The sequence below is a fragment of the [Enterobacter] lignolyticus SCF1 genome (assembly GCF_000164865.1).
Taxonomy (GTDB): Bacteria; Pseudomonadota; Gammaproteobacteria; order Enterobacterales; family Enterobacteriaceae; genus Enterobacter_B; species Enterobacter_B lignolyticus.
The window spans coordinates 4,304,620-4,324,167 of sequence record NC_014618.1 but is presented as its reverse complement, the minus strand read 5'-3'; the positions used below and the strand labels follow the sequence as shown (position 1 = coordinate 4,324,167).

Here is a 19,548-nt window from a genome sequence, read left to right as displayed (position 1 = left end):
ATAATTGGTGCAGTTGTTGGCCTATGGGGAGGCGCTGGAATTTGGTTACAACTCTATCTACAAGTACGAAAGTACAATCGTAAATAGTTGTTGTTGAGAATAACTCGCTGGCGGTTCCAGCCCCAACCCCTGTTCCTGTACCGGGTGTGCCAGTTGGCCCCGGCGATAAAGTGAAGCAGGATGCGGACAGGAAGATAGCCTCCGGGCTTCAGGGTGTGATAGAGGATGCCACTGACTGGCTGGATAAAGTCACGCAGTGTTCATTCGGGCGTGCCTGTTCGTCAGACGACCCGGGTCAGGAATCGAAGCCAAATGTCGCAGGGAGCATGACGGACAAAGAAAAGGCGGAGATTGGTGGCGCTGGCTCAGGAACGCCCGGTGGATGGGGGCCGGAGGATGAGGATAAAGGGCGAAATAGCTCTACTTCAATCGATCCTAAAAACCGTGCTCAACATGAAGAGTATGCTGATACATTGCGCGCATCTATGGAAAACCCAATATCAAAGATGAAAATCTCAAGAACATAGTAGATGATTTATATCGACCCAATGCAAAAATCGGCAGCGGGAGTACCGCTGATGCTGTGCGTTACGAACTTGCAACAGGTGAGACGGTTGGTGGGAGAGGGCATATCGAAAAAGCTCAGACCTACTCAAAAGCTCTACAGGATTGGATTAACAAAAATCCTCAGGCCTCTGCTAGCGATAGGGCTGCGGCAGAAAATGTTCTGAAAGATATGCAAAATGCCTTAAAAGGAAAATGATGATGAATGAATGCATTAATTATTATTTGAGTTTTTTTTCTGAAAAATCAGATTTCATAAAGGGAGAGATTCATAAGTGTTACGAATATTGGATGCCTGAATATCCACCGACACTGTTGTTATTTGCATTGGTTGGTAAAAGCCTAGTAAAACAATTGGATGTTTTTAATGCACTTGACGCAAAACTAATTTTTCAACATATAGAAGAAGGTATGAACTCTCCTTGCGATGAGCTAGCAACTGCGGTTGCTACTGGATTGATAGAGTCAATGGTCACAGCTAGTGATAATGACGAGACTATCTGGAATAAGCTTGAAAATAGTATGCATGTTGAGACTAAAAAACATGCATTGGCATGGAAAAATTTCGGGCAATAAAAGTCACCAGGCTTTGTGGTTGAGAATAATGCGCTGGGCGATGGATTTCAGTTACCGAAGGGCCTGATGGATAATGGTCAGACCGCCACCTCGTGGAACCAGTACGACCAGGACAATAATTTATCACCAGAACAAACTCAGGCAGGGCTGGATAAGATCGCAAAAGGTGATATGCCGGACAGCACCAATATCACGAAAGTGATTGTGGACGGCTACCAGGATGGTGTGATGATCGCCGAAGCCTAGTATCTGGGGCCTGCTGCATCAGCAGGTAAAGTTCTTGGTGGTGGGCTTCTTGGACTGGCGGCCAATAGTGGCTATCAGGTCTACGATTTAAACCAGCCTCAGAACGCCGATAAATCGTGGGGCTATCTTGGAAGTGCCAACCGGCATGCTGGCACCCGGTCGTGGTGTCCTTGCTAACACAGGCATCACAATGGGAGGGGCATTCTTTAGTGATGGTCCAAATACAGCTTCACTGGCTGGAGCGGGTATTGGTGCGGGCTTGGGGGGCACTTTTGGGAAATTTGGTCCGTTCTCAGGTGAAGTGAACGATATATTCGGCTCATTTGGTGGAGAGTTTATCAGTAATGAAGTGAAAAATGCAGGGACGAAAAAATGACGATTAATAAAATAAAAAAGCCATCATTTTTGATGTTTTTGGGAAGTGTTATTTATTATTTTATTATATTTTTCATATTCATATTACTTGCCAGATGTGCGATTCGACTTTGGCACGAAGGTAATATTGTTTTAACTAAAAAAGATGTAACTGATTTGCTGGTTATTAGCGGAATTGTAGGCCTTGCAGCTGGTTTACGAACATGGCTATTTGCTTGGATGGATGACCGTAAAGCCAAGAAATCACCACCATCCGATCCTAAGTAATTTTAAAATAACACAGGCAGCGCCTTTGCAGGTCTCCGTAGGGCGCCAGACATAACGCTGATTATGCGTGGTTAGTGGTTAAGAACTGCGCATAATTACTGGCGTTATGTTGAATAGCTAGGGACTATTTATCCGCAGGAGAGAATAAAAACCACACAGGGCCTGCTGCAGGCTGCAACAGCGCCCGCGGTAAGGAGGCTGGAAACGGCACCCCGCATAGCGACAGCACGCTGACGGCGGGCAATTGCTCACGATGAGCAGCGGGCGCGACACAACGCTCACCGGGGCGCAGGTCAGCGGGGATACGGTGAAGATGGATGTGGGCCGCAACCTGATCCTGAGCAGCGAGCAGGACACGAACACCTACAGCAGTAAACAGCAGAGTGCCAGCACGGGCGGCAGCATCCACCGCGCCGGGCGACAAAAACAGCCTCGACACCGGCACGCTGGGCTGGCGGATATCATTGGACACCATGCCGGTATTGACAATAATACGGAGGCGAAAGCCATCGCCCATGCAGTACTGGGCGGCGTGGTGGCGGAGCTGAACGGCGGCAGCGCGCTGGCGGGTGCCGCAGGCGCGGCGTCCGGAGAGCTGGCAGCGGGCGCCATTGCGAAGGCGCTGTACCCGGATATCGACACTAAGAACCTGTCACAGTCGCAGAAGGACACGGTGACGGCGCTGGCGACGGTGGCGGCCGGAATGGCGGGAGGGATTATGGGTGGTGATACGTCAGGGGCAATGAGCGGGGCGCAGGCCGGGAAGAATGCGGTTGAGAATAATCTTCTCGGAACGGAAATCGATCAGGCTAAAGCTGCGCAGGCGCATGGCGCAGATGTACTTTCCTGTAATGATGCCCCTGGTGGTGAAGCCTGTAAGCGAGGCGAGGCAGTTAATAAAGCTTATGCTGGGGCATTAGCAACAGGTAGTGTAGCTCTCTTACCAGGTGGTGCTCAGGCAATGTGGGGACTGGGCGCAGGGGCTAATGCTGGTATCAACTATCTGACTGAAGGAACTATAGATCCAACGACAGCAATTATCGGGGGCTGGGTTAATGTGATCAGCGCAGGAAATGGAGTTGTAGGTACTGTTGGCTGGAATGCGGCTGGAGGTGCCTTAGGAAACTGGCTCGAAGGGAAAGACCCAACATCTGGCGCGTTAATCAATGGTGCAGGTTCTTTTGCGGGTTATGGCATTGGAAAAGGACTCTCCAAGGGAGTTAATGCCGGAGTAAACTGGTGGAAAGGAGGCTGGGATCCGAAGTTTAATGCCGACCTGAGACAGTTTACTGAAGTAAAAGGGGATTATGGCCTTTCAAAAGAAATGAAACCAAGCAATATCCCCAGCTCAATTGGTGACATTGGCGGTAGTATCACTTCAGAAGCTGGAGGTAAATATACTGAGTACAAAATGAAGCAGGAAGGTGGTGGCAAATGAAATCTCTAAAATTCATTCTTCCTCTGTTTTTTTTTATTGTATTCAGCATGGTTTCAACTTTTCTAACAGGGGTGGTTTTATATGTATGCGGAGAGTTTTTTTTCCTCCTTTATAAAGGAATACCTGTGTCTTTTTCATCGAGCATTTTTTTATTTTTAGGTAAGATAGGCGTATATATAGGTAGCTTTGCAGGTTTAATGTTATGGATTGCCAACTTGCTAAAGAAATAATCAATTGTAACATAACCTTGCCAGCGTTCTGGCCGCTGCAAATGCGGTAAAACCGGGAACAACAGAAAAATGGCAGGCGGAGCAGCAGGCCGCGATTAAAGAAGCCTGTAGCGGAAATACACCAGTATCGTGCCAGATGGCTGTAGCTGCGATGGGTACTGTGATGTCTGGAGGTGTTCTTCCTGAAGCAATGGTAGTTTCCGGTGCTATAAGCGCAGGAGCCGTAGGAGGTGTAGATTTATGGATGAATGGTTCTGTTGATCTTAAAAACATCATTGCAGCATACTGGACTGGGGTTTTAACTCGCTATACTGGATTTAAGTCAACGGTTCTTATCAATGCGGGAAGCAGTGCTATCACAAGTTCTATCGATGGGAAAAATCCATTCTTGTACGGGACTATCGGTGGTCTTGGCGGCGCAATCGGTTATGGTATTGGTAATAAATTTATAGAACCGGTGTTAGGTGATGTTGTTTATCCGACATGGAAATCACTACGCTGGGATGATATTGGCATGGCAATTTCTCAGCCATCTAGGTTAAGCCCTATACCTGGTATAGCAGGTGCATTTTCTGGCGGGACAGCAGGTGAGGGGTTCAATATTTTAGTTGATCCCAGCAATAATGAAAGTAATGAGGTAAAATCAAAATGATCTTCAAAAAATGGTTGTGGTCACTGGTTTTCCTTGTGCTTGCCTTTGTGTTAATGGCCAACGTTATTATTTCTTTAGTGTATGTTGCTGCAAAATTATATCTGTATATTGTACGTGATATTCCACTCGGAACATATCTCCCGGGTTTTTTTAGAGTTATTAAAGGGGCTTCTTTTGGTGGAATGATAGCTGGTATTGGGTGTTGGTATGTTTCTTTTAAAAATAGGAAGTATTAGTTGTTGAGAATAATCTTCTCGGAACGGAAATCGATCAGGCTAAAGCTGCTCAGGCGCATGGCGCAGATGTACTTTCCTGTAACGATGCCCCTGGTGGTGAAGCCTGTAAGCGAGGCGAGGCAGTTAATAAAGCTTATGCTGGGGCATTAGCAACAGGTAGTGTAGCTTTCTTACCAGATGGTGCTCAGGCAATGTGGGGACTGGGCGCAGGGGCTAATGCGGAAGGGGGATGGTCTTGGTACCATTATTGCCGGGATGTTCGGGGAAGATGATTCGAAATCACCAACCGATAAAGGGAAAAATCGTAACGATAGATACTATGGGATGCCAGAAAGATATCATTGTAAATATATGATCGCAGAAAATAGGGTTCAAAGCCGGAGTGTGCAGAAAGATGCGCGGGGCCGCGATGGACAGAAAACACTTCGCACCAGTCCTTGAGGGCTGTGAGGTTTCGTTATCTTCCCTGTACCTCTTCACATCTCAGGGAAAACACTTTAATAAATTAACCTGTCTTATAGGATGAGTTTTATGTCTAAATTAATTAAATGCATTTCCTCTATAGTCTTATCACTCCCATTAACTGGCTGTGTGATAGCCATCTCCCCAATGTCTGATTATTCTGGAAATGATGCAGCTAAGATTCGTGTGGTAAATAACGCTTCACCACTCTCAATTAAATTTTACAGAATGTCTGGAGGTTGCCTTCAGGAAGTGGACTCTAAATCATTAGTACAAGGTGTTAACATTCTTGGTATGAAATCTACAAAATCAAAATACATTGAAGGTATTAAACAGCCTCCGGAAGACTCCCCATTACGCGGAGTTGACGTTATGGAGTACAATATACAGCCTGGACAGTATCTCGAGATTGGCTACAGAACTACAAGTCAGACAACCTATACTCAAACAGTACATTCTTCGTATCGTTCATTCATACCTAAAGCGAACCACTCTTATGAAGCTTACACTTTAACTGGGGGCTATTATATTCAACCAGTAATGATTACTGATATTACTGAAGGCAAAAGTACTCCAGCAGAAGTGTGGAATGTCAAAGAATGCAATTACACAATTAGTTTGTTGGGGAAAAAAGAGTATAAATAATGCCAAAAGTTGAGAAAACTAGCGGCAAAGAGACCGTCAGTGGCCTTGTAAGCACACCCGCTTTAGTCCCACGCACTTTTCGAGGTTGCCGGGATGTTCGGGGGAGATGATTCGAGATCACCAACCGATAAAGGGTAAAATCGTAACGACAGATACCCGGACAGAAAGCTGAGTGATTTGCTAGCGAGCGAGAAGGACACGGTAACGCTGCCACGGTACACGAAGAAACCGCGCTGGATACGTACGAGTGACGGTGTGGTGTCGATTGAGGCGTTACTGGAGTCGTGCAGAGATGCCTGCGCTTAAAAGCAAAAACCCGCCTTGTGGGCGGGTTCTTTAAAGAGTGGTGCCCGGACTCGGAATCGAACCAAGGACACGGGGATTTTCAATCCCCTGCTCTACCGACTGAGCTATCCGGGCAACGGGGCGCATTAAACCTTAATCGGCCACCTCCGTCAACCAAATTTCCTGAAAAGCGGCGCGTTTGCTTATCTTTGCGGCAGCTTGCGCGCTTTTGCAGCGAATCGGGTCGATGCTCCGGGATACTCAGCTCAGGGCTCCGCCCAGACGGCACTGCGCCAGGCGCAGAATATCTTCCGCCAGCCGCTGTGCGGTGTCGACGTCGCTCTGGCTGCGGTTAACCAGCATCCGGCTCAGACACCCTTCCAGCACCAGCTCCATCTGGCTGGCCACCATCGCCGGGTCATCGACCTCAAGCCTGGTCAGCAGCTCGTGGGTAAAATCATGGGCGGCGCGTTTTTGCAGCTCGGCGAGCTGGTGGGTCGGATGTTCCGGATCGGGATAAAACGTACAGGCGGCGACAAACAGGCAGCCGGGATAGCGCTGATTGCTGACGCATTCGGTCAGCGCGGTATAGCGCGCCAGCAGTTTTTGCTCGATGCTCAGCTCTTCATCGAGCATCAGCTGTCGGCGCCAGGTATCGACCTGCTGGCTCAGGTGGCGCAATACGTCATACACCAGCGCGTCTTTATCGGGCCAGAAGCGCGTTAAATCGGCGAGCGGATAGCGGACGCGTTCAGCCACCATGTCGAGTGTGGTACCAGCAATCCCTTTTAATTCCAGCAATTGCAGGGCTTCCCCTAGTACGTCTTCACGTTGCACGGCGTTCTCCTTCATTTACTCCCTTAAGAGTGTCGTTTACTGGGGCAGATTCTGCAAATGCCGGTGAAAGGCATCGGCATCCAGGTACCCGGTCACTCTCTGCGCGGGGAGTTCCTCTCCCGCTGCATTGAAAAACAGAATGGTCGGCAGACCCATGACGTTCAGCTCCTTCATTAACGCCAGCTCCTGGGCCGCATTTTTCGTTACATTCGCCTGCAGCAGGACGGTATTACTGAGCGCCTGTTGCACCAGTGGGTCGCTGAACGTGTTCTTCTCGAACTCTTTACAGGCGACGCACCAGTCTGCATACAGATCCAGCATTACCGGCTTGCCTTTAGCCTGCGCCAGCGCCTGCTGGAGTTCGTCCGTATTGGCGACGCGGGTGAAGTTAAGGTGGGCCTGCTGTTGCTGAATCGGGATGTTAAATATCCAGTCCTGCAGCGGACGAACGCTGATAAGCGCGCCTGCCAGCAGCAGAATTTGCACCATCCGTCCCCACGATCTTGCCAGGTTCAGGCTGGTGAGAAATGCCCAGGCGAAAAAGCTGACGCTGAGCGCGGCCCACATCCTCGCTCCCCAGACTTCGCCAAAAACGCGTTCCAGCAGGAAAATGGGAAGGATAAGAATAACAAATCCGAACGCGGTTTTGACGCGCGCCATCCAGGGGCCGTGTTTCGGCAGCAGGTGGTTGCCGAAGGTGGTGACGATAATGAGCGGTATCCCCATGCCCAGCGCGTACAGATACAGCGTCCCGCCGCCGAGCCACAGGTTACCGCTTTGCGCGATGTACAGCAGAATGGCGCTGAGCGGCGCGGTGGTGCAGGGGGAGCAGATGAGACCTGCGATAGCGCCCATCACAAACACGCCGCCCGCTGAGCCGCCCTGTTGACGGTTGCTGAGCAGCGCTAAATGGGTTTGAACCGAGGAGGGCAGCTGCAGGCTGAAAAGGCCGAACATCGACAGCGCCAGCAGGGTAAATACGGCGGAAAGCCCGATGAGCACATAGGGGTTCTGCAGCGCCGCCTGAAGCTTCAGCCCGGCGGCCGCGACCACTATCCCCAGCAGCGTGTAGGTCACGACCATTCCCTGGACGTAGGAGAACGACAGGAACAGCGCCCGCGAGGTCGAGAGACGGCGCTGGCCGCCGAGCACGATACCGGAAATCAGCGGATACATCGGCAGTACGCAGGGGGTGAAGGAGATGCCGATGCCGACAATCAGCGCCCAAAGCGCAGAAAACGGCAGCTTATCGGGCTGCTTATCGGTGTCGCTTTCGCCTGACGTCGCGCCTGTCGCGCTGGCGGAGGGCGTCGCCGGTGTCGCCAGGGCGCTCACTTCGCTTAACGGTACGACTTTGGTCTCCGGCGGATAGCAAAGCCCGGCCTCCGCGCAGCCCTGGTAGGTGACCGTCAGCGTCGCGCCTTTACCGGCCTGCTCAATATTGAGCGGCAGCGTCAGCTGTTTACGGTAGACCTCGCTTTTGCCAAAGAACTCGTCCTCATGCGTCTGGCCGTCGGGCAGCTGTAGCGCAGAGAGCGTCGCCTGCGCCGGGGTGATTTTTATCTGTTTACGATAGAGATAGTACCCGTCCTGGATCTGCCAGTTCAGGTTGATGCTGTGATCGTTCTGCTTGAAATCAAACGCAAAAGCGCGATCGGCAGGAACGAAATTCGAACGGCCGGGGGCGTCAAACAGCCCGGCAAAGGCTGATGTGCTACACAGCAGCAGGATCAGCGTAATGATGCGTTGAGCCATGAGAGGTATTTATTGTCTCCGTGGGATACGGGTAAAACCAACAGTTCCGGCGTTTGATACGGATGATGAGATTTCAGGCAGTCCAGTAATGCTTGCTGATGCTCGGCATCAGACTTAAGCAGCATCTGCACCTCGTACTCCTGTTCCAGTTTCCCCTCCCAATAGTATAGCGAGGTGGCGCCAGGAAGGATCGTCACGCATGCAGCTAATTTTTCCGCCAGTACTTTTGCCGCCAGATCCTGCGCGGTCGCCTCATCCGGCGCGGTGCAAAGGACAACAACAACGTTTGTAGCGGCGACAATGCGATTGCTTTCGTCAGACATAGACACCTCATCAGAGCGGGTTGGCCTAAAAGAACAAGGGGATACTATAGCAGCGAGGGGCGTAAACGGGTTAGCGCGGAGAGGTCGAACAGTAGAAAACGGGGCGCAGCCGCGCCCCGTGGATGCGGTTACAGCATGAAGCTGCCCAGCAGGAAACCAAAGCATACGGCGAATACAACGCCCATTGTGCCTGGGATAAAGAACGGGTGGTTAAAGACAAAACGTCCAATGCGGGTAGTACCGGTATCGTCCATCTGCACCGCCGCGACGAGCGTCGGGTAGGTAGGCAGAATGAACAGACCAGATACCGCAGCAAAAGACGCGACGGCGGTCAGCGGGGTGACGTTCAGCGCCAGCGCCATCGGCATCAGCGCCTTGGCGGTTGCCGCCTGGGAGTAAAGCAGGGCGGAGGCGAAGAAGAAAATCACCGCCAGCAGCCACGGGTGGCCCTGAATGACGCTGCCTGCTGTCTCTTTGATCCAGTCGATGTTGGCGGAGACGAAGGTATCGCCAAGCCAGGCGACGCCGAGGATACAGATACAGGCGCTCATCCCGGCCTTAAAGGTGCTGGAGTTCAGGATAGAGTCGGTTTCCACGCGGCACAGGATAGTGGTTAACGTCGCCACGCTCAGCATGATGATAAGGATTGCGTTGGTGGTGTTCATCAGCGGTTTCGCGACCAGGCCGAGGCTCGGGCTGTTCACAATCGCGTAGACGACCACGCACACCACGCCCAGCAGGAACATCAGTACGGAGAGCTTCGCATGCGGCTTGATTTCAACCTGCTTCTCACCGCGCAGCTCAATCAGCCCTTCTTCCAGACGCTTGAGGTATACCGGGTCATCGGACAGCTTGGAGTTGAACAGCATTGTCACCAGGAATGACATCAGCAGCACCGCCAGCAGCGTGGACGGGATAACCACGGACAGCAGGTGAATGTAGCTAACGCCATGACCTTCCATCACCGAGGACATGTACACCACCGCGGCGGAAATCGGGGAAGCAGTAATCGCGATTTGCGCGGAGACGACGGCGGTAGACAGCGGGCGGCATGGCTTAACGCCTTGCTCTTTCGCCACCTCGGCAATCACCGGCAGCGTTGCCAGAGAGATGTTGCCGGTACCAGCGAAAATCGTCAGGAAGTAGGTCACGATCGGCGCCAGAATGGTGATGTATTTCGGGTTTTTGCGCAGCAGTTTTTCCGTCTGGTGAACCAGGTAGTCCAGGCCGCCGGCGATCTGCATGGCAGAGATTGCCGCAATGACGGCCATGATGATGGAGATTACGTCAAATGGAATATTACCCGGTTTCACGCCGATGGCCGCCAGGACTAACACCCCGAGACCCCCCGCGTAACCTATGCCAATACCCCCCAGTCTGGCGCCAATAAAGATCGCCACTAATACGATGATAAGCTCGATGATTATCATAACTGCTTCCTTGATTGTTGATTTTTGGATAATTAAATGTTGTGTTTCGGTATCCAATAAAAGTAAAAAAGGCACGCCACTGCTGACGTGCCTTTTACAACTTTAACCCGAACTATTATTGTTCGCTTTCATCGGTGTAACGCTTAGCTTTATACGCCGGGTGCATCAGGTTCTGCGGCGAAAAGATGTCGTCCAGCTCCGCTTCGGTCAGCAGGCCGCGTTCCAGCACGACTTCACGTACGCTCTTACCGGTTTCCGCACAAATCTTGCCCACGATATCGCCATTGTGGTGGCCGATGAACGGGTTGAGATAGGTGACGATACCGATGGAGTTGTAGACATAGCCTTCGCACACCGCTTTGTTGGCGGTAATACCGTTGATGCATTTCTCCAGCAGGTTATAGCAGGCGTTGGTCAGGATGTGAATAGATTCAAACATCGCCTGGCCGATGACCGGCTCCATCACGTTCAGCTGCAGCTGGCCTGCTTCAGACGCCATGGTGACGGTAGTGTCGTTGCCGATAACTTTAAAGCATACCTGGTTGACGACTTCCGGTACGACCGGGTTCACTTTAGCCGGCATGATGGACGAACCGGCCTGCAGTTCCGGCAGGTTGATTTCGTTCAGGCCAGCGCGCGGGCCGGAGGAGAGCAGACGCAGGTCGTTACAGATTTTGGACAGTTTCACCGCCAGGCGCTTGAGGGCGCTGTGCACCATCACGTAGGCGCCGCAGTCGGAGGTCGCTTCAATCAGGTCTTCCGCCGGGATAACCGGCAGGGAGCTGACTTCCGCCAGTTTCTGTACCGCCAGGTGCTGATAGCCGTCAGGCGTGTTCAGGCGAGTACCGATGGCGGTCGCGCCCAGGTTCACTTCCAGCAGCAGCTCGGAAGTGCGCAGCAGGTTGCGGGTCTCTTCGTTGAGCAGGACGTTGAACGCGTGGAATTCCTGGCCGAGGGTCATCGGCACCGCATCCTGCAGCTGGGTACGGCCCATTTTCAGGATGTCCTGGAATTCAACCGCTTTACGCTGGAAGCCGTCGCCCAGCTGGTTAATAGCATCCACCAGTTTGACCACAGAGGCGTATACCGCGATACGGAAACCGGTCGGGTAGGCGTCGTTAGTGGACTGGCATTTGTTGACGTGGTCGTTCGGGTTCAGATACTGATATTCACCTTTCTGGTGACCCATCAGCTCCAGACCAATGTTGGCCAACACTTCGTTGGTATTCATGTTTACGGAGGTACCGGCGCCGCCCTGGTAGACGTCTACCGGGAACTGGTCCATGCATTTGCCGTTGTTAAGCACTTCGTCACAGGCGGCGATAATAGCGTTAGCCACGTTCTTTGGAATGGTCTGCAGTTCCCTGTTCGCCAGCGCCGCGGCCTTTTTCACCATCACCATGCCACGGACAAACTCAGGAATGTCGCTGATTTTGCTGTTGCTGATGTAGAAGTTTTCAATCGCTCTCAGAGTGTGGACACCGTAGTACGCGTCCGCTGGAACTTCCCTGGTGCCCAACAAGTCTTCTTCGATACGAATGTTGTTTAACATGTGAACCTTCTTTTTCAAGCTGCCAATGAATTCACCAAACACACAGAATGAGTACGGTTTTGTGCGTTTTCTGACCGACGATTATCTCCTTAATCGGCCCGGTACCAATGATCATATGCTGATAATAGCGAATTGCAGTAATCTGGATCACTTAAAGGGCGAGGATTTGTATCAGAATTATTAATCTGTGAAATGTGTCACCGCATAAATAATTCTCTGGGAAAAAGTGTCGAATGGATTGAAAAGCGAGATTTCATCTCCATTTCTTGACCATGCGATTCGCAACATCATGACCACAGACGCCCCTGGCGGCTGTTTTTACAGGAGAAGCCAGTGCGCTGGATACCTTTTATTGTCATCTTTTTGTATGTCTACATTGAGATCTCTATCTTCATTCAGGTTGCGCATGTGCTGGGCGTCCTGCTGACCCTGATTTTGGTTATCCTGAGCTCGGTCATCGGCATGTCACTGGTGCGCAATCAGGGATTCAAAAACTTTGTGCTGATGCAGCAAAAAATGCAGGCGGGCGAAAGCCCGGCGGCGGAGATGATCAAAAGCGTGTCGCTGATTATTGCCGGTTTGCTGCTGGTGGTGCCCGGCTTTTTCACCGACTTCCTCGGCCTGCTGCTGCTGTTGCCGCCGGTGCAGAAACACCTGACGCTGAAGCTGATGCCGCACCTGCGCTTTTCCCGGACGCCGGGCGGCGGTTTTAGCGCCGGAACCGGCGGCGGAGACACCTTTGACGGTGAGTTTCAACGTAAAGACGAGGAGCGCGATCGCCTGGACCATAAAGACGATCGCCGCGATTAATGGTTTTGTCGATTTGCAGGCCGGATGGCGCTAACGCTTATCCGGCCTGGCGGTGATTTTCAGCTATTTTTCGTTTTGGCAAAAACAGCCACAGCGCCGCCAGCATGATAATGGCATACAGACTTTTCCAACCCACCATCGCCAGCAGCATCAGGCACAGCGCGCCGCCGATAACGGCCAGCGCCCTGTAGCGCCCCTTCAGCAGCCGACAGCCCGCCAGCATGCACAGCAGATAAATCATGATGAAAATGCCGTTGGCGTACACGATCAGCGCCTCAAGGTTGATTTTGAGCGTATAGATGCACAGGGTGCTGAGCACGCAGCAGACGAGCACCGCGTTCAGCGCATTGCGGGGAATTAAACGCGGTGAGAGCTGCGCCAGGTAGCTGCGCGGGCGGTACTGCGCCTGCGACCACACCAGGCGGGCAAAGCTTTGAATATAGATATTCAGGCTGGCGAAGCAGGCCAGAAAACCGACGACGCTCGCCATCCAGAGCGCTTTAACGCCAAACAGCGTGACCACGATCGACGGCAGCGAGGTTGCGGCGGCAACGTTCTCGCCGAAGGCGTGAAAGTGCAGCACCAGCACCGTGCAGGCCCAGTATACGGCGCCCGCCAGCAGCAGGCCGATCATCAGCGCCCGCGGGAAGTCGCGCTCGGGGTGTTTGAATTCCGACGCCATATGGGCGAACGCTTCCAGGCCGACGAAGCACCAGAACATGACCGACAGCGCGGCGAAAAGCTGCGACGTGTCGACGGCGGCGACGGGTGGGAAGGGGATGCGGGCAAGCGTAATATCGCCCGCCCACCAGAGCGCGACGATAAGCGCCATCACCAGAATCGCCACCAGGGTTTGCAGGTTCGCGCTGGTGCTGGCGCCGCGAGAGCCGACCCACCACACCATCGCCAGCGTGCCGAGCTCCGCCAGCAGCAGCTGCTCGTCATGCCAGCCGAACAGCGCCTGGCTAAAGCCGGTGGCGATATGCAGCGCGGCGGGTAACCCGACCGGGATCACCGACAAAAACAGCCAGCCGGTCACCCGCGCCAGCCGGGGGCCGAACGCCATACCGACAAAATGCGCCACGCCGCCGGCGCTGGGGAAATGGCGGCCCAGCAGCGCAAAAACGATGGCGATGGGAAATACGAGAACGATCAGCACCGGCCACGCCCACAGGCTGTTATCGCCTGCCACTAACGCGCCGAGGGCGGGAACGGCGAAAACGCCGGTGCCCAGCAGCGACGTCGACAGCAGCCCGATACCCTGCGTCAGCCCCAGCTCTTGTTTTAAACCACTCATCACAGCCACCCGATAGGGAAAAAACCATGGTAGCACATTGCTTTTCCCCCGTACGGCCGCCGCGTTTTGTGACGCGTGATGGATTCTAAATTTTTTTTTAGTCTCCCCCTTGAAGGCGAAAATACCCATCCCCATCTCTCAGGTCACTAGCCGGAAAACCGTATGCGGACCGGCGTCACCCATAACTGATAAAGACTTTCTCAAAGGAGAGCTATCAATGAGTATTCGTCCGTTACATGATCGTGTGATCGTCAAACGCAAAGAAGTTGAATCCAAATCCGCAGGCGGCATCGTGCTGACCGGTTCTGCAGCAGGTAAATCAACTCGTGGCGAAATCATCGCTGTCGGTAAGGGCCGCATCCTGGAAAACGGTACTGTGCAGCCGCTGGACGTGAAAGTGGGCGATATCGTCATTTTCAACGACGGCTACGGCGTGAAATCTGAAAAGATCGACAATGAAGAAGTGTTGATCATGTCCGAAAGCGACATTCTGGCAATTGTTGAAGCGTAATTCACGCGCGACACTGAACATACGAATTTAAGGGAAAGAGAAAATGGCAGCTAAAGACGTAAAATTCGGTAACGACGCTCGTGTAAAAATGCTGCGCGGCGTGAACGTACTGGCAGATGCAGTGAAAGTTACCCTCGGTCCGAAAGGCCGTAACGTGGTTCTGGATAAATCTTTCGGTGCACCGACCATCACCAAAGATGGTGTTTCCGTAGCGCGTGAAATCGAGCTGGAAGACAAGTTCGAAAACATGGGCGCGCAGATGGTGAAAGAAGTTGCCTCTAAAGCGAACGACGCGGCAGGCGACGGCACCACCACCGCAACCGTACTGGCTCAGTCCATCATCACCGAAGGCCTGAAGGCCGTTGCGGCGGGCATGAACCCGATGGACCTGAAACGCGGTATCGACAAAGCGGTTCAGGCTGCTGTTGAAGAGCTGAAAGCGCTGTCCGTACCGTGCTCTGACTCCAAAGCTATCGCTCAGGTAGGCACCATCTCCGCTAACTCCGACGAAACCGTCGGTAAACTGATCGCTGAAGCGATGGATAAAGTTGGTAAAGAAGGCGTGATCACCGTTGAAGACGGTACCGGCCTGCAGGACGAGCTGGACGTGGTTGAAGGTATGCAGTTCGACCGCGGCTACCTGTCTCCTTACTTCATCAACAAGCCGGAAACTGGCGCCGTAGAGCTGGAAAGCCCGTTCATCCTGCTGGCTGATAAGAAAATCTCCAACATCCGCGAAATGCTGCCGGTGCTGGAAGCTGTAGCGAAAGCCGGCAAGCCGCTGGTTATCATCGCTGAAGACGTTGAAGGCGAAGCGCTGGCGACGCTGGTGGTTAACACCATGCGCGGCATCGTGAAAGTGGCTGCGGTGAAAGCGCCGGGCTTCGGCGACCGTCGTAAAGCCATGCTGCAGGATATCGCGACTCTGACCGGCGGTACCGTTATCTCTGAAGAGATCGGTATGGAGCTGGAAAAAGCGACCCTGGAAGACCTGGGCCAGGCAAAACGCGTGGTGATCAACAAAGACACCACCACCATCATCGATGGCGTGGGCGACGAAGCGGCAATTCAGGGCCGTGTGGCTCAGATTCGCCAGCAGATCGAAGAAGCAACTTCCGATTACGACCGTGAAAAACTGCAGGAGCGCGTAGCGAAACTGGCAGGCGGCGTTGCGGTTATCAAAGTCGGTGCGGCTACCGAAGTTGAAATGAAAGAGAAGAAAGCGCGCGTTGAAGATGCCCTGCACGCAACACGTGCTGCGGTAGAAGAAGGCGTGGTCGCGGGCGGCGGCGTTGCGCTGATCCGCGTAGCGGCGAAAATCGCTGGCCTGAAAGGTCAGAACGAAGACCAGAACGTGGGTATCAAAGTTGCGCTGCGCGCAATGGAGTCTCCGCTGCGTCAGATCGTTCTGAACTGCGGCGAAGAGCCGTCTGTGGTTGCGAACAACGTCCGTGCGGGCGAAGGTAACTACGGTTACAACGCGACGACCGAAGAATACGGCAACATGATCGACATGGGTATCCTGGATCCGACCAAAGTGACCCGTTCTGCGCTGCAGTACGCGGCCTCTGTTGCCGGTCTGATGATCACCACCGAGTGCATGGTGACCGACCTGCCGAAAGGCGACGCGCCTGACTTAGGTGCTGCCGGTATGGGCGGCATGGGCGGCATGGGCGGCATGATGTAATTCACGCCCCCGTGAAGCGATAAAGAAACCCCTGTGGCAGATAATGTCATGGGGGTTTTTCTTTTGGTCATCTTTCTAGTATAACGTTCAACAGAATAATGATATCCATCCTGGTGATAACGAGGAATAACATGCGCGTAAAAGTCTGTGCAGGGATCGTCGGTGCCGTATTACTTCTGGCGGGTTGCAGCTCCAGCAATGAATTAACCGCAGGCGGACAGAGCGTTCGCTTTGTAGAAGATAAGCCAGGTAGCGAATGCCAGCTGTTAGGCACGGCGACCGGTAAGCAGAGCAACTGGCTTTCTGGTCAGCACGGTGAAGAGGGCGGTTCTATGCGTGGCGCGGCGAATGCGCTGCGTAACCAGGCCGCTGAAATGGGCGGTAACGTGATTTATGGCGTAAGCAGCCCGACTCAGGGAATGCTCTCCAGCTTTGTCCCGACCGACAGCGAAATGATCGGCCAGGTTTATAAGTGCAAAAACTGATTTGCGCTGGCTGAAGCCCTCTCCCGTGGGAGAGGGTCGCTTTCTCAGCTCTGCCGCAGCTGCAAGTCCAGCGGCGTTTTACTCGGCTCACCGCCAATCTCTCTCGCCAGTTTCGGCACCATATACCCGGATATCAACGTCAGCAGCTCACGTACGATCGTGCGGGCTTCGTCATCGCTCACCATAAAATGCGCCGCGCCCTGGACCTTATCCAGCACGTGCAGGTAGTAGGGCATGACGCCCGCGTCAAACAGCGCGTTGCTGAGATTCGCCAGCGTCTGCGCGTTATCGTTGACGCCGCGCAGCAGCACGCTCTGGTTCAATAACGTCACCCCCGCCTGGCGCAGCGTTTTCATCGCCGCCCGGAAGTCGTCGTCAATCTCCTGCGCGTGGTTGATATGGTTGACCAGCAGAATTTGCAGCGACGAGCGGGCGAAACGTTCCGCCAGCGCCCCGGTAATACGCGCCGGGATAACGACAGGCAGACGGCTGTGGATGCGCAGACGCTTAATATGCGGGATAGCCTCCAGCTCGCTGATGAGCCAGTCGAGCTCATGGTCTTTGGCCATCAGCGGGTCGCCGCCGGAAAAAATGATTTCATCCAGCTCCGGATGGGCGGCGATATACGCCAGCGCCACCTGCCAGTTGCGCTTGTTGCCCTGATTTTCGGCATACGGGAAGTGGCGGCGGAAGCAATAACGACAATTTACCGCGCAGCCGCCTTTGACCAGCAGCAGCGCGCGATTGAGGTATTTGTGCAGCAAACCCGGCACCACGCTGTGCTGTTCCTCCAGCGGATCGGTACTGAACCCGGGGGCGGCAACAAACTCATCTTGCGATGTAATTACTTGTTTTAGCAGCGGATCGTTGGGATTGCCTTTTTCCATCCGCGCCACGAACGCGCGGGGAACGCGCAGGGCGAAGAGGCGTTTTGCCTCCCGTCCTGCGAGCAAATCTTCATTCGCTTCAAGGTCTAACAGACGAAGCAGTTCATCAGGACTGGTGATTACATCGGCAAGTTGCGATAACCAATCTTCTCTGGACGGGGTATTTAGGGTTACAATATGCGCCATTTTGTGGCTTAGCTACCAGTTAACAATTTCAGAGGGCCTTATGGCGACTTACTATAGCAACGATTTTCGTGCCGGTCTTAAAATCATGATGGACGGCGAACCGTACGCGGTTGAAGCCAGCGAATTCGTTAAACCAGGTAAAGGCCAGGCATTTGCGCGCGTTAAGCTGCGCCGCCTGCTGACCGGCACCCGCGTAGAGAAAACCTTTAAATCTACCGACTCTGCTGAAGGCGCAGATGTTGTGGATATGAACCTGACCTTCCTGTACAACGACGGCGAGTTCTACCACTTCATGAACAACGAAACGTTCGAACAGCTGGCTGCTGATGAGAAAGCCGTTGGCGATAACGCGAAATGGCTGCTGGATCAGGCCGAGTGCATCGTGACCCTGTGGAACGGCCAGCCGATTTCCGTGACCCCGCCGAACTTCGTTGAGCTGGAAATCGTGGAAACCGATCCAGGCCTGAAAGGCGATACCGCAGGTACTGGCGGCAAGCCGGCTACCCTGAGCACCGGCGCCGTGGTTAAGGTTCCGCTGTTCGTACAGATCGGCGAAGTTATCAAAGTTGACACCCGCTCTGGTGAATATGTTTCTCGCGTGAAGTAATTCATGCTATAAGGATTTCCAGCGCAGCGTTGGCTGTGCTGGTATCTTTTCAGGGCAGAAACAATGAATCGCTTACTGAAACTTTTGGTTGTTTTTTTTATCGCAAGTCTCGCACTTTCTGGCTGTAACACCTTCCGTGGTTTTGGCGAGGACGTCAAGCATCTGGGCAACTCCATCTCGCACGCCGCCGGCTGATTTTTCGCTTCGTCTTAAAATTATCTCCTTCCCCTTCAGAGACAGGGAGATTGTCTATGCTTATGTTGCTACACAACAAAAACGGGCAATTAAAGGATGACAACTATGTTTAAGAAAACACTTGCAGCGTTCTTTTCTCTCCTGGTGCTCTCCTCTGTACTGACGGCGTGCAACACCGCGCGCGGCGTGGGCGAAGATATTTCAGAAGGCGGTAGCGTAATTTCCGGCGCAGCGACGAAAGCGCAGCAGTAGGCACCATCGCCGGTACGGCGACTTTGCCGTACCGCTATTGCGTGCAGTCCGCGAGCGGAATGAACGGAGAGAAGCGGTTCTCCATGTTGAGCTTCAGACGAATATTCCGCTTGTAGGTATACACCGTTTTACTGTTGATATTCATCTCGCGGGCAATCATCAGATTGCTGGCCCCCTCCATCCACAGCGAAAGCACCTTCTCTTCCTGGCGGGTTAACAGCGGCGTGGCGATGCGCGCTGGGGGAATGCTGGGGCCGGAATGCAGGGTCGTGTGGATAATGTGATTGATGACATCAAGCGAGACCTGTTTGCTGGCGACCGCCGTTGCGCTGTAGTCCGGCGCGTCCGGGTGGAGCAGCAGCAGGCGCGAACGCTGGTTGCACAGATTCAGCAGCGGGGGGATCACGTGCGCCTGCTGCGGGTCCCTCTCAAATCCTGACAGGTCGGCAATAACCAAATGAGGCTGCCAGCTTTCAATATGCGCGCGCGCCAACAGTAAACTGTTCAGGCTGGTAACAAGGAAAATGTGACTGCCATTGACCTGCTGCAACCACGTTTCCAGCCCGAAGCGGCTGAAGTAGCAGCGATCAATTATCAGGATTTTATACATGCTGTTATGAGAGCGAAGGTTAATTTTCGCGGCCGCTAATAAACCGAATTGTCATCATAAAGAAGGCCTTGCCATGTAAACCCCCGATCTGCGAGGGAAAATACGCCTATTTCACTGAATCGCATAGAAAAGTTTCCCTAACGCAAAT

The 19,548-nt window shown here is 53.2% G+C and carries 24 protein-coding genes, 1 tRNA gene and 1 pseudogene; 17 read left to right on the top strand and 9 right to left on the bottom strand.

Annotated elements, in window-relative coordinates; translation table 11 throughout:
* Positions 1–170: 170 nt before the first annotated feature.
* From ENTCL_RS23900 to ENTCL_RS23275, 10 genes and pseudogenes are all read left to right on the top strand, one after another.
* Positions 171–527, top strand: coding sequence for a hypothetical protein (locus ENTCL_RS23900; RefSeq protein WP_049940956.1), 357 nt, complete (start codon positions 171–173; stop codon positions 525–527).
* A gap of 56 nt (positions 528–583) precedes the next feature.
* Entirely contained in the window at positions 584–763 is a 180-nt protein-coding gene (locus tag ENTCL_RS23515; RefSeq protein WP_237325097.1) for a hypothetical protein, read from the top strand.
* A 2-nt stretch (positions 764–765) separates the two neighbouring features.
* Positions 766–1,140: a hypothetical protein gene (locus ENTCL_RS20095; protein ID WP_013367973.1), complete on the top strand. Its 375-nt coding sequence runs from the start codon at positions 766–768 to the stop codon at positions 1,138–1,140.
* Positions 1,141–1,155: 15 nt separating this feature from the next.
* Complete coding sequence (locus ENTCL_RS24000; RefSeq protein ID WP_238981772.1) at positions 1,156–1,386, top strand: hypothetical protein; 231 nt, start codon at positions 1,156–1,158, stop codon at positions 1,384–1,386.
* A 127-nt stretch (positions 1,387–1,513) separates the two neighbouring features.
* Positions 1,514–1,762, top strand: coding sequence for a hypothetical protein (locus ENTCL_RS23505; RefSeq protein ID WP_157865565.1), 249 nt, complete (start codon positions 1,514–1,516; stop codon positions 1,760–1,762).
* Positions 1,759–2,028, top strand: coding sequence for a hypothetical protein (locus ENTCL_RS20085; RefSeq protein ID WP_044612025.1), 270 nt, complete (start codon positions 1,759–1,761; stop codon positions 2,026–2,028). Before ENTCL_RS23505 ends, ENTCL_RS20085 begins: the two co-directional genes overlap by 4 nt.
* A gap of 244 nt (positions 2,029–2,272) precedes the next feature.
* Positions 2,273–3,466: a VENN motif pre-toxin domain-containing protein gene (locus tag ENTCL_RS20080; RefSeq protein ID WP_420805076.1), complete on the top strand. Its 1,194-nt coding sequence runs from the start codon at positions 2,273–2,275 to the stop codon at positions 3,464–3,466.
* A gap of 393 nt (positions 3,467–3,859) precedes the next feature.
* Positions 3,860–4,348, top strand: coding sequence for an adhesin (locus ENTCL_RS23820; protein WP_157865564.1), 489 nt, complete (start codon positions 3,860–3,862; stop codon positions 4,346–4,348).
* Between the two features lie 235 nt (positions 4,349–4,583).
* A pseudogene (locus ENTCL_RS24200) lies at positions 4,584–4,805 on the top strand (hypothetical protein); the annotation flags it as partial.
* Between the two features lie 310 nt (positions 4,806–5,115).
* A complete protein-coding gene (locus tag ENTCL_RS23275) occupies positions 5,116–5,691 on the top strand; it encodes a hypothetical protein (protein WP_013367972.1) in 576 nt (191 codons plus the stop codon).
* A gap of 344 nt (positions 5,692–6,035) precedes the next feature.
* Here ENTCL_RS23275 and ENTCL_RS20060 read toward each other — a convergent pair.
* The 6 genes from ENTCL_RS20060 to aspA all read right to left on the bottom strand — a co-directional run bounded on the left by ENTCL_RS20060 (position 6,036) and on the right by aspA (position 11,873).
* Positions 6,036–6,111, bottom strand: a tRNA-Phe gene (locus ENTCL_RS20060).
* A gap of 126 nt (positions 6,112–6,237) precedes the next feature.
* Positions 6,238–6,813 carry a transcriptional regulator gene (locus tag ENTCL_RS20055; RefSeq protein WP_044612186.1) on the bottom strand — a complete coding sequence of 192 codons (576 nt, stop codon included), beginning with the start codon at positions 6,811–6,813 and terminating at the stop codon, positions 6,238–6,240.
* A gap of 36 nt (positions 6,814–6,849) precedes the next feature.
* Complete coding sequence (locus tag ENTCL_RS20050; protein ID WP_013367970.1) at positions 6,850–8,568, bottom strand: protein-disulfide reductase DsbD; 1,719 nt, start codon at positions 8,566–8,568, stop codon at positions 6,850–6,852.
* Entirely contained in the window at positions 8,544–8,891 is a 348-nt protein-coding gene (gene cutA, locus ENTCL_RS20045) for a divalent cation tolerance protein CutA (protein ID WP_013367969.1), read from the bottom strand. Before cutA ends, ENTCL_RS20050 begins: the two co-directional genes overlap by 25 nt.
* A gap of 128 nt (positions 8,892–9,019) precedes the next feature.
* On the bottom strand, positions 9,020–10,321 hold the full coding sequence (locus ENTCL_RS20040) for an anaerobic C4-dicarboxylate transporter (RefSeq protein WP_013367968.1): 1,302 nt from the start codon (positions 10,319–10,321) through the stop codon (positions 9,020–9,022).
* A 115-nt stretch (positions 10,322–10,436) separates the two neighbouring features.
* Positions 10,437–11,873, bottom strand: a complete 1,437-nt coding sequence (gene aspA, locus ENTCL_RS20035; RefSeq protein WP_013367967.1) for an aspartate ammonia-lyase — start codon at positions 11,871–11,873, stop codon at positions 10,437–10,439.
* Positions 11,874–12,206: 333 nt separating this feature from the next.
* On the opposite strand from aspA, the gene ENTCL_RS20030 reads away from it, so the two are divergent.
* Entirely contained in the window at positions 12,207–12,683 is a 477-nt protein-coding gene (locus ENTCL_RS20030; protein WP_013367966.1) for an FxsA family protein, read from the top strand.
* A gap of 37 nt (positions 12,684–12,720) precedes the next feature.
* Here the strand turns inward: ENTCL_RS20030 and yjeH are convergent, their stop codons facing one another.
* Complete coding sequence (gene yjeH, locus ENTCL_RS20025) at positions 12,721–13,980, bottom strand: L-methionine/branched-chain amino acid transporter (RefSeq protein WP_013367965.1); 1,260 nt, start codon at positions 13,978–13,980, stop codon at positions 12,721–12,723.
* Positions 13,981–14,197: 217 nt separating this feature from the next.
* Between yjeH and ENTCL_RS20020 the strand changes: the two genes are divergently transcribed.
* The 3 genes from ENTCL_RS20020 (at position 14,198) to ENTCL_RS20010 (ending at position 16,663) form a co-directional block, all read left to right on the top strand.
* Complete coding sequence (locus ENTCL_RS20020) at positions 14,198–14,491, top strand: co-chaperone GroES (RefSeq protein WP_013367964.1); 294 nt, start codon at positions 14,198–14,200, stop codon at positions 14,489–14,491.
* 43 nt (positions 14,492–14,534) lie between these two features.
* Positions 14,535–16,178: a chaperonin GroEL gene (gene groL, locus ENTCL_RS20015; protein ID WP_013367963.1), complete on the top strand. Its 1,644-nt coding sequence runs from the start codon at positions 14,535–14,537 to the stop codon at positions 16,176–16,178.
* A 131-nt stretch (positions 16,179–16,309) separates the two neighbouring features.
* Complete coding sequence (locus tag ENTCL_RS20010; RefSeq protein ID WP_013367962.1) at positions 16,310–16,663, top strand: DUF4156 domain-containing protein; 354 nt, start codon at positions 16,310–16,312, stop codon at positions 16,661–16,663.
* Positions 16,664–16,707: 44 nt separating this feature from the next.
* Here ENTCL_RS20010 and epmB read toward each other — a convergent pair whose 3' ends face one another.
* Positions 16,708–17,736, bottom strand: coding sequence for an EF-P beta-lysylation protein EpmB (gene epmB, locus ENTCL_RS20005; RefSeq protein ID WP_013367961.1), 1,029 nt, complete (start codon positions 17,734–17,736; stop codon positions 16,708–16,710).
* Between the two features lie 40 nt (positions 17,737–17,776).
* On the opposite strand from epmB, the gene efp reads away from it, so the two are divergent.
* The 3 genes from efp (at position 17,777) to ecnB (ending at position 18,790) form a co-directional block, all read left to right on the top strand.
* Positions 17,777–18,343: an elongation factor P gene (gene efp / locus ENTCL_RS20000; protein ID WP_006816771.1), complete on the top strand. Its 567-nt coding sequence runs from the start codon at positions 17,777–17,779 to the stop codon at positions 18,341–18,343.
* A 63-nt stretch (positions 18,344–18,406) separates the two neighbouring features.
* Positions 18,407–18,538, top strand: a complete 132-nt coding sequence (locus tag ENTCL_RS23265) for an entericidin A/B family lipoprotein (RefSeq protein ID WP_013367960.1) — start codon at positions 18,407–18,409, stop codon at positions 18,536–18,538.
* A 105-nt stretch (positions 18,539–18,643) separates the two neighbouring features.
* Positions 18,644–18,790 carry a lipoprotein toxin entericidin B gene (gene ecnB / locus ENTCL_RS19995; RefSeq protein WP_013367959.1) on the top strand — a complete coding sequence of 49 codons (147 nt, stop codon included), beginning with the start codon at positions 18,644–18,646 and terminating at the stop codon, positions 18,788–18,790.
* 34 nt (positions 18,791–18,824) lie between these two features.
* Here the strand turns inward: ecnB and ENTCL_RS19990 are convergent, their stop codons facing one another.
* Positions 18,825–19,400: a helix-turn-helix transcriptional regulator gene (locus ENTCL_RS19990; RefSeq protein ID WP_013367958.1), complete on the bottom strand. Its 576-nt coding sequence runs from the start codon at positions 19,398–19,400 to the stop codon at positions 18,825–18,827.
* Positions 19,401–19,548: the final 148 nt, after the last annotated feature.